This window comes from Acinetobacter sp. NBRC 100985, assembly GCF_000241225.1.
GTDB classification, from domain to species: domain Bacteria; phylum Pseudomonadota; class Gammaproteobacteria; order Pseudomonadales; family Moraxellaceae; genus Acinetobacter; species Acinetobacter venetianus.
The window spans coordinates 38,265-52,497 of record NZ_BAEB01000021.1 but is presented as its reverse complement, the minus strand read 5'-3'; the positions used below and the strand labels follow the sequence as shown (position 1 = coordinate 52,497).

Below are 14,233 nucleotides of genomic sequence, written 5' to 3'. Positions count from 1 at the left end.
ATATATTCGTTGTTTCTCCAGACTTTCTTTAAAAACTACTATATACCTCGTATAGATCGCCCATAAAATAGACAAAAAACCTTATTATCAATAATTTAAACCCAAGCACCATTAGAATATGAAACAATAATATCTATAAGAAACTATTTAAAATGACTTGTAAATCACATATTTTAACATTTGGTAAACAAAAACACTGCCTATTTTAAAGTAAAATTCACAAACTATTTTCTCTAACATCAGTACGGGCAACCCCCTATTTTGATGTGCCTTTGCGCTCACTCATCATTTAAATCTCTTCTCTCTATATCATCCATATAGGGAGTCATTTAATTTTTAAGGTAAATTGAATGAAAAAATTTTGGAAGTACTTATTGGTACTACTCTTAGTACTGATAGTTATTGCTATTGCCTTTCTTTTTAGACCAATTACGTCTAAGGCAATAAAAACTAAAAGCGATGAACCTGTTGTTGATGTTGTACTCATCGGCGGCGGTATCATGAGTGCCACACTTGGTACTTATCTCAACGAATTACAACCTGACTGGAATATCCGCATGTATGAACGTCTTGATGCAGTTGCTCAAGAAAGTTCAAATGGTTTCAACAATGCGGGAACAGGTCATTCAGGCTTTATGGAAATGAACTATACCTCTGAAAAAGACGGTAAAATGGACATTTCTAAAGCAGTGAAAGTTGCAGGTCAATTCGAAATTGCCAAGCAATTCTGGTCGTATCAAGTTAAACAAGGCGTTTTAAATACACCAAACACATTCATCAACCCAGTACCGCACATCGCGTTCGTTTGGGGTGACAATGTAGATTTCATGGAAAAGCGCTATGCAGCCATGATTCAAGATCCTCTATTTGCTGGAATGAAGATTAGCGAAGATGCATCTGAAATTAAGCAATGGGCTCCATTGGTGATGGATGGTCGTGATCCTCAACAGAAGATTGCAGCAACACGTATGGCTGTCGGTTCTGACGTAAACTACGGTGCGATCACAACTCAATTGGTAAATCACCTTGAGAAAAGTCCAAACTTTAAACTCAGAACCTCTACTGAAGTGACTGGCATCAGCAAAAATGATGACAACACTTGGTCTGTCGCTTTCAAAGATTTGAAGTCTGGTGAAGTCAACCATGTGAAAACACGCTTTGTATTTATTGGTGCAGGTGGTGCAGCCATTAAATTATTGCAAATGACTGGCTTACCTGAAGCGAAACAATATGCAGGCTTCCCTGTTGGTGGTGAATTCCTTGTAACTGACAATCCAGCAATCACAGCAAAACATACTGCAAAAGTGTATGGTCGTGCTGATCTTGGTGCGCCTCCAATGTCTGTTCCACATATCGATACTCGTTATATCGACGGTAAAAAATATGTGTTGTTTGGGCCATTTGCAACGTATTCAAACAAGTTCCTTAAACATGGTTCACAGTTAGATTTGCTTGCATCTACCAACAAAAACAACGTTTTACCAATGGCTGCAATTGGTCTACAAAATGCTGATCTTGTTCAGTATCTCGTAAGCCAAGTGTTAATGTCTGATGAAGATCGCTTCAATGAGTTAAGAAAATACTACCCTGAAGCAGACCCTAAAGATTGGCACTTACAGCAAGGTGGTCAGCGTGTTCAGATCATCAAGAAAGAACCGGGTAAACCAGCTAAATTGCAATTTGGTACAGAAATCTTCGCATCGCAAGATAAATCTGTAACTGCGTTGCTTGGTGCTTCTCCTGGTGCTTCAACTTCACCATACATCATGTTGAACTTGATTGAACAAGCATTCCCAGAAAAAGCGAATGGCGAATGGAATAAGAAGTTGCATGAAATCGTGCGTTCTTATGGTCAAGATCTTTCTGCAAATCCAGCATTACTTGATCAAATCCGTCATTACACCAGTTCTACTTTAGGTTTGAACTATACAACTCCTGCAAATTTAACACCTGCGAATAAGGCTGCTAAAGCAGAAGCTGTAGCCCAATAGACCTCTCATAATCCAACTTAAAAAGGGATGAGTTTCGACTCTTCCCTTTTTGTTCTTTTATCGCTTAATTTTTTTTGATCATGTCTCCTACTTCTGCTCAGTCTGCTTTTGCTGCATTTATTAGTCGCGACTTTAGGTTATTGACGCTGAACCAATGCTGTCTTACTTTTGCAGTGCTGATCCAAGAAGTTCTTGTAGCATTTCATTTATATCAAATCACCAAAAATCCACTGATGCTTGGTCTAGTCGGGTTCATGGATTTTCTGCCCTTTCTAGCACTGTCATTGTGGGGCGGCTATATTGCTGATCGTTTTAATCGCCAACGTATCCTACAAATCAGTTTTAGTCTTTCGATTCCATTATCACTCGCACTTTGGCTCAGCTTTGATTCATTCCAAGCACAGCACATCAGCTCAAATGTTCTATTGATTACAACTTTTTCAATCTTATTTTTATTTGGTTGTATTCGTGGAATTTATAGCCCTTGTTTTAATTCTTTACGACCTTTTATCGTTCCAGAACATCTTTATACCAATGCAGCAACATGGACTAGCATGTGCTGGCAAGCAAGCGGTATCCTTGCACCTGTACTCGGTGGATTACTACTGGCACATCTCAACTTGAACATTACCTTTGCTGTGATTTGCAGTTTATTTACTGCTGGAAGTATTGCACTATGGTGTATGCAGCCGAGAGACTTTCCTCAACTCAAAACTGAATCAATCTCCAACAGTCTGAAAGAAGCACTACAATTTATTTTTAAAACAAAAATTATCTTTTGGGTAATGTTCCTCGATTTAAGTTCCGTATTTTTTGCGGGAATCATCACCCTATTGCCTATTTTTGCTCAAGATATTTTACATATCGGCGCAGATGGTTTTGGTGTGTTACGTGCAGCTCCTGCCGTTGGTAGTCTGGTGATGATGGCACTTTTAGTACGCTTTCCTCCTCAGTATCAGCCTTGGCGTATCATGCTAATTGCAATTACGGGCTTCTCTTTATGTACGCTGTTATTTGCTGTTACTAGACACCTCTATTTTTCTGCTGTAGTTCTCATTATTATGGGAGCTTGTGACAGCATCAACATTGTCATTCGTCAAACGATACTGCAACTTATTCCACCCAAAGACATGCTTGGTCGTGTAGCTGCCATTAACGGTATCTTCGTCACCTCTAGCAACGAGCTGGGTGCTGTTCAGTCGAGCGTGATGGCACGTCTTTTTAGCGTGATTCCTGCAATGTTAATTGGTGGTTCACTTTCTTTGGTCTGTGTTTTTCTCGTGAAAAGTAAAACCAAAGCTTTATTTAATTTTCGTTTTTAAATTTCACCTTATTGGCTATTTTAAAATTTAATTCAATATGAAACACACTTTGCCCGCTTCTTTAGGCTCGTCTAAATTTATTATTTTTTCTGTCTTTGTATGGCTCATCTTATTGTGGGCACAAGCAACCTATATCGTCATTATCGGTGGCAATGGCTATTTATTTTGGACTGCATTCGGCTTATTGGCACTGACTATTTTGAGTTTACGTCCTAGTGTTTTGAAAAATCGAACTGCTTTTGTTTTAACCGCAGCACTACTGATTTATTTGATCTTCAACTCATTGTTTTGTACTTATTTGATCTTGGCATTTTACTGTATTTTTTATTTATATTCAGGCAATTATAAACATAAACGTCTAATTAAGTTAGTTAGCCTATTTTTAATTATGATCATCTTTGCACTTTATCAAAGCCAGTCTCTACATGAGCTCAAAACTCATTATTCACATTACAATACTGGCGAAACATGGCAGCAGTACGGCGCTTTATAATCCATAAGCGATAAAAAAACCTCACATTGCAGTGAGGTTTTTATTTGTTAATCCTGAGAATCAGGATACAACGGACGATTTCCCGGACTAATGCGGTTGATATGCAAGAAAGTCATATGGCGTTCATACTTATCTAAAATGTCATTAATCACTTGTTCTTTGGTGTAACCAACTAAATCGTTATCTTGAGAGCCTTCGTATAAGAAGGTTTCCAAACGATAATAATGTTGCTTACCACGTTTACCACGCTCACTAAATGTAGGCGCAATATAACGTACAGGCCAAATTTGATAGACAAAGTTATGTTCTTCTTCGATATTGATTGTTAAATCAAGATGATAGAGCATATCGCTATCTTCAAGCTCGCCTTGTGTAACTTCGACATTCATTCCACGCTTAATCAATTCATCTGCAACAGTCTTCACAGCTGGCGCACAGACGTTATCCAACATCCGTTTCGTTTCACTGCTTCCTGGGTGATGCATTACTCGTGACAAACGTTGCTTCCAATTTAGAATATCGACGTTCCCCACAACAGGCGCGGCGTTCAGGCTTCGACTGGCTTTACGATAATCCTCAAGGCGTAATGACTTGTACAAACCAGCCATTACCAACAGCATTACAAAGCTAAATGGCAAGCCCATAATCACGGTAGCACTTTGTAAAGCAGTAATACCATTTGCCATCAACATCGCAAGGGTTAATAAACCAATCGCAACTGCCCAGAATACGCGTAACCAACGTGGCGCATCATTATCGACATTGGAGAATTTAGTGGTGAAATTACCCAATACCAGTGCGCCAGAATCGGCTGATGTCACATAAAACAGTAAGCCTGTAATTGTCGCGACACCAGCAACAAATGGGAACCATGGATACTGTGCAAGTAAGTCATAGAAACCATGTGCAGGATCAGTCAATACGGTTTGTGCCAATGCGGTATTGCCGTCAAAAATAACGTTATATAACGCACTATTACCGAAAATAGATAACCACGTAATCGTGAATAATAACGGGATAATCAATGTCCCACATACAAACTCACGAATGGTACGACCTTTAGAAATTCGCGCAAGGAATAGACCCACAAATGGAGACCATGCAACCCACCAAGCCCAGAAGAATAGTGTCCAACTACTCATCCACTCTTTCGGTTGCTGGAAAGCAAAACTTTCTAAAGCCAAACTTGGGAATCGACTGATATAGTCACCAAAGTTCTGAACTAAGGCATTGAGTAAAAATTCAGTATTACCGAGTAATAAAATAAACAACATCAAACCAATAGCGGCATAAATGTTGATTTCCGATAAGACTTTAATTCCTTTGTTGACCCCTGCCGTGACCGAGATAATCGTCACGATGACCGCAACCAAGATCAGACCCGACTGCACCCATAAACTTTCAGGCGTATTGAATAGAACATGCAAACCATAGTTAATTTGTACGACGGCAATACCGCAAGTTGTGGCAATACCAAAAATCGTACCAATCACTGCAGCCGTATCTACGGTATGACCAATCGGACCATCAATCTTTTTACCAAAGATTGGGTAAAGCGCTGAACGAATCGTCAACGGCAGATTGTAACGATAGCTGAAATAACCTAAAGCCATTCCGACTAAGGCATACATCCCCCAACCTGTTAAGCCATAGTGAAATAATGTCCAAACCATCCCTTGGCGAGCAGCTTCATAGGTTTGCCCCTCACCCACAGGTGGATTCATATAATGCGACAGTGGTTCAGCCACCGAGAAAAACATTAAATCCGTACCAATCCCTGCGGCGAATAGCATCGCCGACCAACTCAGCAAACTAAACTCAGGTTTGGAATGTTTTGGCCCTAATTTGATATCGCCATAACGAGAGCAAGCGATAAAGACGACAAAGATTAAGTAAAGCGTAGCAGCTAATAAATAGTACCAACTAAACTTATCACTAACCCAAGCGAGCACCACATTTAACATGTGATTGGCGAAGTCATTGAATAAAATCGTAGTGAGTGAAAATATTAAAATAATGAGCGCTGAAACATAAAAGACCACACGATTTAACTGATCTTTTGTTTGAATAGATGAATCATCAACTGCTCTTGGATTATCTGTTACCATACAATCCTCAAGTAAAATTAAATTATAAAAATGTTGTTTTTCTCAATAACTCAACCACGATTTATTGACGAAAACAACGAGAAGGCACAGCAGCGAACAGTCATTTGGTGAATAACCTATCGCGAGTGAAGCTGTATTTTTGTAATCAACAGTATTGTAAAAAATGATTTCCCTTTGATGATCAGACCATTGATCCGAACACAAAATTCAATCAATTAAACCTACAATTCTGACACCTTAACAGGTATCTCCGATGATACCTTTAAGAGTTGTGTAAAACGACCCTGTTGCAAATATGATACTTTTTATTGATTGAACGTTCAATCAATAAAAAGTATCATTATATTGTGTTATAATTTTTGTGCATCCAGTGTTTTATATAACGCCTTAATTTTTATAGGCATTTATGGCATATACACATGACTAAACGCAGAGTTAAACCAGAGCATGAGCGGCGTGAAGAAATCGTAAACGCTGCATTTGAAGTGATTTATGAGGTCGGTTTATCGCAAACCACCATCGCTCAAATTGCCAAAAAAGCCCAAGTTTCGACAGGTATCGTGAGTCACTATTTTGGTGACAAACAGGGCTTGATCAACAACTGTATGAGAGAAATGTTGAAGCGCTTGCATCTTATTTCTCTGCAATACAAGGCTGCCACAATAGATTCACAGCCTGAAAACCAGATTAAGGCAATTATTGACTCAAACTTCGACATTAGTCAGGTCAACAAAATCGCAATGCGCGTTTGGTTAGATTTTTGGTCTGCCAGTATGCATATTCCAGAACTTGCTCGTTTACAACGGATTAATGATCGACGTTTGTATTCCAATTTGAAGCACCAATTCTTGCAATTGATGCCAGAAGACAGAGCAAATATTGCCGCAAGCGGTCTTGCTGCACTGATTGATGGATTATGGTTACGTGGTGGTCTAATTGAAGATGACGGATTTGATCGTCAGGCTGCGCGAAGCATTGCATATGATTATTTAGATACGCAACTTGAACTTGCAAAACCAAAATTACAGGAGAGACAAAATGAATGATGTGCAGATTCATCCATTGTATATCCACGGTCAATACGTCAATGCCACCAGTGGTGTGAGCTTTGACAGCATCAACCCTGCCAATGGCAAAGTCATTGCCACAATTCAACAAGCCTCTCAACAAGACATTGAAAAAGCAGTTCAAAGCGCTCAAGACGGTCAAAAAGTCTGGGCAGCAATGACTGCCATGGAACGCTCACGCATTTTACGCCGCGCAGTAGATATTTTACGTGAACGTAATGATGAGCTTGCTGAACTTGAAACTTTAGATACAGGTAAGGCTTATAGCGAAACCTCTACTGTTGATATCGTGACGGGTGCAGATGTTCTTGAATATTACGCAGGTTTGGCGACAGCGATTCAAGGTGAGCAAGTTCCCCTGCGTGAAACAAGCTTTTTCTACACCCGCCGTGAACCTTTAGGTGTCGTAGCAGGTATCGGCGCTTGGAACTATCCAATCCAAATCGCTTTATGGAAATCAGCTCCTGCGCTTGCAGCAGGCAATGCCATGATTTTCAAACCAAGTGAAATCACGCCTTTAACTGCATTCAAACTTGCAGAAATTTATACCGAAGCAGGCGTACCAAATGGTGTGTTTAACGTCGTGCAAGGTGTTGGTCGTGACATCGGTCAATGGCTTACAGAACATCCAGTGATTGAAAAAATCTCCTTTACCGGTGGCGTTGAAACAGGCAAAAAAGTGATGGCAAGTGCTGCCGCTTCAAGCCTGAAAGAAGTAACCATGGAACTTGGTGGTAAATCGCCCTTGATCATTTGTGAAGATGCAGATATCAACAAAGCCGCTGATATTGCTGTGATGGCAAACTTCTTTAGTTCAGGTCAAGTCTGTACCAATGGCACGCGCGTCTTTGTTCCAGCAACTTTGAAAGTTGCATTTGAAGCTGCGATTTTGGAACGTGTGCAACGTATCCGTATCGGCGACCCAATGAACGCAGATACCAATTTCGGCCCACTGACCAGTTTCCCTCATATGGAAAAGGTTCTTTCCTACATCAATGCAGGTAAACAACAAGGTGCAAAACTGCTGATCGGCGGTGATAGAGCATCTGGTGAATTGGCCGAAGGTGCATATGTGTTACCAACGGTATTTACAGATTGTACTGATGACATGCGCATTGTACAGGACGAAATCTTTGGCCCTGTGATGAGTATCCTAAGTTATCAAACTGAAGATGAAGTGATTCGTCGTGCCAATAACACGACTTTTGGTTTAGCTGCTGGTGTGGTGACACCGGACATCAACAAAGCACATCGTATTATTCATCAAATCGAAGCTGGTATTTGTTGGATCAATACATGGGGCGAATCCCCTGCTGAGATGCCAGTCGGTGGTTATAAACAATCAGGTGTAGGCCGTGAAAATGGTATTTCTACACTGTCTCATTACACACGCATCAAATCCGTTCAAGTTGAGCTTGGTGATTACCAAAGCATTTTCTAAAAGCATTGCGCTTTATCTTATCTTGATCAACTGAATCTCAAACATTCAGTTGATCTTGCAACAAATAAAGGCAGATTATGAATAAGCAAGAATACGATTATATTATTATTGGTGCAGGTTCTGCGGGTAATGTCCTCGCTGCACGTTTAACTGAAGATTCAGATGTTTCGGTTTTATTATTAGAAGCTGGCGGCCCAGATTATCGCCTTGATTTCCGTACGCAAATGCCCGCTGCATTGGCTTTTCCATTACAAGGTCGTCGCTACAATTGGGCATATTTGACTGACCCTGAACCACATATGAATAATCGCCGTATGGAATGCGGTCGTGGTAAAGGTTTAGGTGGTTCATCACTGATCAATGGCATGTGCTATATCCGTGGGAATGCGATGGATTTAGACCAATGGTCAACCCATAAAGGGCTTGAAGATTGGGCTTATGCAGACTGTTTACCTTATTACAGAAAAGCAGAAACACGTGACATTGGCGCGAACGATTATCACGGCAGTGAAGGCCCTGTTTCAGTCGCAACACCCAAACAAGGCAATAATGTACTATTTAATGCAATGGTCGAAGCAGGCGTACAAGCAGGCTATCCACGCACAGATGATTTAAACGGTTATCAGCAAGAAGGTTTCGGTCCAATGGATCGCACGGTCACACCTCAAGGCCGCCGTTCAAGTACTGCTCGTGGTTATTTGGATATGGCAAAAGGTCGTCCAAATCTCACCATCATCACACATGCTATGACCAATAAAATCTTGTTTAGCAATAAGCAAGCTGTTGGTGTTGAATATATTATTGGTTCAGATCAAGCCAATATGAAACAAGCGCATGCAAAGCGTGAAGTCTTACTCTGTGCAGGTGCAATCGCATCACCACAAATTTTACAACGCTCAGGTGTTGGACAAAGCACCTTCCTCAAATCAATGGATATTGAGGTGGTACAAGACTTACCGGGTGTAGGTGAAAATCTGCAAGATCATTTGGAAATGTATCTTCAGTACAAATGTAAAAAGCCCGTCTCACTCTACCCTGCTTTGAAATGGTATAACCAACCTGCAATTGGCGCGGAGTGGTTATTCCTCGGCAAAGGGATTGGCGCAAGCAATCAATTTGAAGCAGGTGGATTCATTCGTTCATCTGATGAGTTTGAATGGCCAAATATTCAATATCACTTCTTGCCTGTTGCGATTAACTACAACGGTAGTAATGCTGTGAATGAACATGGCTTCCAAGCCCATGTTGGTTCAATGCGTTCACCTTCTCGTGGTCGGATCAAACTCAAATCCAAAGATCCATTTGAGCATCCAAGCATCTTGTTCAATTACATGTCAACGGAACAAGACTGGCGCGAATTCCGCGATGGCATTCGTATCACGCGTGAAATCATGCATCAACCTGCGCTCGATCCTTATCGTGGCGAGGAAATTAGCCCAAGCATGCAGTTAAAAACTGATGCTGAACTGGATTCATTTGTACGTGAACATGCTGAAACTGCATACCACCCATCATGTAGCTGCAAAATGGGTGAAGACGATATGGCTGTCGTCGATGGACAAGGTCGTGTGCATGGCGTGCAAGGCCTACGAGTGATTGATGCGTCAATCATGCCAATCATTATCACAGGTAACTTAAATGCCACCACGATTATGATGGCAGAAAAAATTGCGGATCAAATTCGTGGGCAAAAATTACCACGCTCACAAGCAGGTTATTACAAGGCTGGAACAGCACCTGTTCGACAACCGCCAGTACGTCCATTTTATTAAAACAAATTATTTTGATCAGCACTTCGCATAATGCGGAGTGCTGAAAACTTAAGGGGAAGGAAATGAAAAAACTTTTACTCGCTCTACCTTTAGGGTTATGTTTCAACACAGCAAATGCAACAGACCTCGCAGCTGAAACGGCATCTCCTTTCAGCGCCAATGTTACTGTTGCCAGCCAATATGTTTCGCGCGGCTTCCAACAAACTTGGGGCAAACCAGCGATCCAAGGTGGCCTAGACTATAACCATGATAGCGGTTTTTATGCGGGAACATGGGCATCCACTGTAAGTGACCATTTTATCCGTGATGCGTCTGTCGAATGGGATGTTTATACAGGTTATAGCCGTAGCTTTGGTGATTTAACTGTAGGCACCAAAGTTGCTTACTATTATTATCCGGGTGCTGAAACGACCGCTGATACAGGTCATACAAGCTTTAACTATGGTGAAATTATCCCAGAAGTTACTTATGGGCCGCTAACCGTTCGATATGCAGTGACTTATACCCAAGACTATTTCGGCAATAACTCAGACACCCTAGGTGTAGGTAACAATAAGCATTCACGTGGTTCAGGTTATTTAGATGTGAATTGGCATCAACCGATTACACAAGGCTGGTCTGTCGATGCCCACTACGGCAATCAAAGAATTAAAAACTTCTCTGATGCAAACTTTCAGGATGCAAGTTTCTCTGTGAATAAAGAGTTACCTTACAATCTTGCAGCAAGTTTGATCTACAGCAAAGCATGGGATAAAGACGATTATTACAAGCAATACAGCAATGGTAATCCAAACGCAAAAGTATCTGATCCTATTGATTCAACTGTGACCTTCTCTCTCACCAAGAGCTTTTAATCTTGGTAATAAAAAAGCTGCATTATCGCAGCTTTTTTATGATTCAAACTTAAAATTAAATCAACTGAATATCTGAGCCTGATTTTTTAGGATCAATCAAAATTTTTGCGTGCTGTTCAGGATCACGTAAGGCATCAAAAGCATTCCCAACCCCTTCTAAGCCAACGACACCTGTAATCAGTGGCGAGCAATCAATCTTACCTTCCGCTATCATATGTAGCGTGTCACGGAACTCAAGCGGCGTATAGCCCAGTACATATTGGATTTCCAACTCTTTGTTGATTGCCAATGCAGGTTCGATTTTATCGCTTTGCATACAGACACCAACGCCGACAATACGCGAGAACAATGGTGCACCTTCTAAAATTTGCTGCATGATGCCAGCCACGCCAACACACTCAAAAATTACAGGGCGTTTCGGTAATAAACCGAGCTTATCACCCACACGCATCGCATTGACCCAAGGTAATGAGTAGGTCTGAACTTTATCAAAAATTCCCATCCCCATATTGATTGCTTCAGAGACGTTACCCAATAAGCCAAGCTCTTTCCAACTGCTAAATGGAGATTGTTGTTTAGGGTCAATCAAGATATCTGCGCCACACTGTTCAGCCAAACGACGTCGATTCGGTGAAAAATCGCTAGCAACGACAGTTTTAACGCCCGCTGCTTTGAGCATAATAATCACACCCAAACCAACAGGGCCACAGCCAATAACGATTGCAGGCTCATTTTTCTTGATTCGACTACGACGTACCGCATGCAAAGCAACAGCCATTGGCTCAGTCAACGCTGCACTATCGGCATCTAAACCATTTGGAACTTCAAACATCAAACTCGATTGAACCAAGACTTGTTCTGCATATCCGCCTGATGCACTCGCTGAAAGTCCTGTAGGCATATAACCTTGTAAATCAACATTTAAGAGTGGCATTGCACAAACTAAAGTATCTGCTTTTAATTTACGGCGTGTTTTTGGACCATAATCCAAAACTTTGCCACAGAACTCATGCCCGAAAACCAATTTATCCGAGGATTTTGCAACCCCATCGAAACCCACACGTGCTGCCAAATCATGCATGTGATCACAGTGATGTTGCATGTGTAAATCTGAACCACAGATACCACAACGTACCACCTCTAGTAATACCTGTCCTTTCGTCGGAATGAGTTCAAGTGAATCTTCAAGTTGTAGCTGTGCATTATGACAAACTAGAGATTTCATAGGATGCTTTCCTTTTTTGTTTTATTCCCATTGTTCAACTGTAGCACTTTGATCTATTACAAAGGCAAGTAAACAACACATGACTCAATCCTGACAAGGATAATTGTCAAAAACTATGACCTAAATATCTATATATCGCAGCAATTAAGTCAGCACTGCAAGATTATAATTTCACCTTTCCGCGTATGCTGGAAACGCCTCGTAACAGCACTGAAAATGAAAAGAGCTAAGATATTTCTACCTTAGCTCCAGTGAGTTATAGTTTACTTCCAAGTTTGACGAATCAAGTCTACCGCTTTCTCAGCGATCATCACCGTTGGCGCATTGGTATTACCATTTACAACGGTTGGCATAATTGACGCGTCAACCACTCGCAAACCTTCGACACCATACACTTTCAGTTCAGGATCAACCACGGCCATATCATCCACGCCCATTTTACAACTGCCGACTGGGTGATACACCGTGTCAACACGTTGGCGTAAAATCTCACGAATTTCATCATCAGACTGCACATTGGCTGTAAACATATCTTCTTTAATTTTTTCACTTAAAGCAGGTGCATTCATTAACTTTTGCGTGACTTTATAACCATCAACCATATCCTGAAGATCTTGTTCATCCTCTAAGAATTTAAAATCAATGAGCAATGGATCATCGGCATTTTTACCACTGAGTTTAACTGAACCACGTGCACGCGGATTCAACAAACACACATGGCATGAAATACCATGACCTGTATGCATGGTTCGCGCATGATTATCCACCACCGCAATCACAAAGTGTAATTGTAAATTTGGCTTATCTAGCTCAGGGCGGCTTTTTAAGAAACCACCGCATTCTGCATAATTGGTCGTGATCAATCCACGGCGCTCTTTACGATAACGACCAATCTGCTTAACCAAATCTAAACTACCACCAACAGAAACACCAAAGGTTCCATCTATGTGCTTAGTTTTATACGCGAAAATAAAATCTGGATGGTCATGCAAGTTTTCACCAACACCCGCTAAATCTTTAACAACAGGAATCCCATGTTTTTCTAATTCTTGGCGTGGTCCAATACCTGAAAGCATTAATATTTGCGGTGACTGAAAAGCACCAGCAGAGAGTAAAACTTCTTTATTTACCTGAATCGTTAAACGTTGACCTTTGTGTTTATATTCAACACCGACAGCCCGATCATTTTCAATCACGATTTTTGATACGCTTGCTTGAGTCACGACATGTAAATTTGGGCGCTTACCTAGATGCGGAACTAAGTAGCCTCGCGCCGTACTCCAGCGCTCACCATTCTTTTGAGTAACTTGATAAACACCTAAGCCTTCTTGCTCAGCACCATTAAAGTCATCATTCAATGGATAACCCACCTGCTTAGCGGCCTCAATAAAGGTTTTTTGGTATGGATTATCTGAACGTAGCTCACTGACATTTAACGGGCCATGTTGTCCATGATATTCATTTTTAATTCTTTCATTATGCTCAGATTTTTTAAAATAAGGCAGTACTTCATCGTAGGACCATCCTGTATTGCCTAAAGCTGCCCAATGATCATAATCATCACGATGACCACGAACATAGACCATCGCATTGATGGCTGAACTCCCCCCCAAACATTTACCTCGTGGTTGATATCCTTTACGTCCATTTAGTCCTTTTTGCGGAATTGTTTCTAAAGCCCAATTATTTATTTTTGTTGGAATACTAATTACGGCAGCGGCAGGTGTATTTACCAGCCAACTATTTCCATCACCACCAGCTTCCAAAAGGCAAACTGAAACATTTGGGTTTTCAGACAATCGCCCAGCCAGTACACAACCAGCTGAGCCGCCACCAATCACTACAAAATCAAATGCTGTTTGTGTCATTTCTTTCCCTGTTATTTTCTTTATAAAAGTTAAAGCATTATGCCTAAGATATCTTATAAACAAACGATCGCCTGTCTAACAGATGTAAATAA

Annotated in this window: 10 protein-coding genes; 7 read left to right on the top strand and 3 right to left on the bottom strand. The window is 41.0% G+C overall.

The genetic code is table 11. The features are described 5' to 3' along the window. Positions 1-350: 350 nt before the first annotated feature. The 3 genes from mqo to ACT4_RS06795 all read left to right on the top strand — a co-directional run bounded on the left by mqo (position 351) and on the right by ACT4_RS06795 (position 3,806). Positions 351-1,991 carry a malate dehydrogenase (quinone) gene (gene mqo, locus ACT4_RS06805; protein ID WP_007480914.1) on the top strand — a complete coding sequence of 547 codons (1,641 nt, stop codon included), beginning with the start codon at positions 351-353 and terminating at the stop codon, positions 1,989-1,991. 80 nt (positions 1,992-2,071) lie between these two features. Continuing rightward, the gene (locus tag ACT4_RS06800; protein ID WP_007480912.1) at positions 2,072-3,313 is read left to right on the top strand and encodes an MFS transporter; all 1,242 of its coding nucleotides are present in this window, start codon (positions 2,072-2,074) and stop codon (positions 3,311-3,313) included. Positions 3,314-3,350: 37 nt separating this feature from the next. Next, positions 3,351-3,806, top strand: coding sequence for a hypothetical protein (locus tag ACT4_RS06795; RefSeq protein ID WP_007480911.1), 456 nt, complete (start codon positions 3,351-3,353; stop codon positions 3,804-3,806). A gap of 47 nt (positions 3,807-3,853) precedes the next feature. Here ACT4_RS06795 and ACT4_RS06790 read toward each other — a convergent pair whose 3' ends face one another. Beyond that, positions 3,854-5,914, bottom strand: coding sequence for a choline transporter (locus tag ACT4_RS06790; protein WP_004881361.1), 2,061 nt, complete (start codon positions 5,912-5,914; stop codon positions 3,854-3,856). A gap of 419 nt (positions 5,915-6,333) precedes the next feature. Between ACT4_RS06790 and betI the strand changes: the two genes are divergently transcribed. From betI to ACT4_RS06770, 4 genes are all read left to right on the top strand, one after another. Next, on the top strand, positions 6,334-6,960 hold the full coding sequence (gene betI, locus ACT4_RS06785; RefSeq protein WP_007480908.1) for a transcriptional regulator BetI: 627 nt from the start codon (positions 6,334-6,336) through the stop codon (positions 6,958-6,960). Next, on the top strand, positions 6,953-8,422 hold the full coding sequence (betB, locus tag ACT4_RS06780; RefSeq protein ID WP_007480907.1) for a betaine-aldehyde dehydrogenase: 1,470 nt from the start codon (positions 6,953-6,955) through the stop codon (positions 8,420-8,422). The genes betI and betB overlap by 8 nt, the downstream gene beginning before the upstream one ends. 77 nt (positions 8,423-8,499) lie before the next feature. Beyond that, a complete protein-coding gene (gene betA, locus ACT4_RS06775; RefSeq protein ID WP_007480906.1) occupies positions 8,500-10,194 on the top strand; it encodes a choline dehydrogenase in 1,695 nt (564 codons plus the stop codon). Between the two features lie 62 nt (positions 10,195-10,256). Beyond that, positions 10,257-11,048 carry a TorF family putative porin gene (locus ACT4_RS06770; RefSeq protein ID WP_007480905.1) on the top strand — a complete coding sequence of 264 codons (792 nt, stop codon included), beginning with the start codon at positions 10,257-10,259 and terminating at the stop codon, positions 11,046-11,048. A gap of 55 nt (positions 11,049-11,103) precedes the next feature. On the opposite strand, the gene ACT4_RS06765 is transcribed toward ACT4_RS06770, so the two are convergent. Together ACT4_RS06765 and ACT4_RS06760 are read right to left on the bottom strand one after the other, a co-directional pair. Next, entirely contained in the window at positions 11,104-12,273 is a 1,170-nt protein-coding gene (locus tag ACT4_RS06765; RefSeq protein ID WP_007480903.1) for a zinc-binding dehydrogenase, read from the bottom strand. 263 nt (positions 12,274-12,536) lie between these two features. Continuing rightward, positions 12,537-14,141 (bottom strand): GMC family oxidoreductase, encoded by a 1,605-nt coding sequence (locus ACT4_RS06760; protein WP_007480901.1) that lies wholly within the window; start codon positions 14,139-14,141, stop codon positions 12,537-12,539. Positions 14,142-14,233 lie beyond the last annotated feature (92 nt).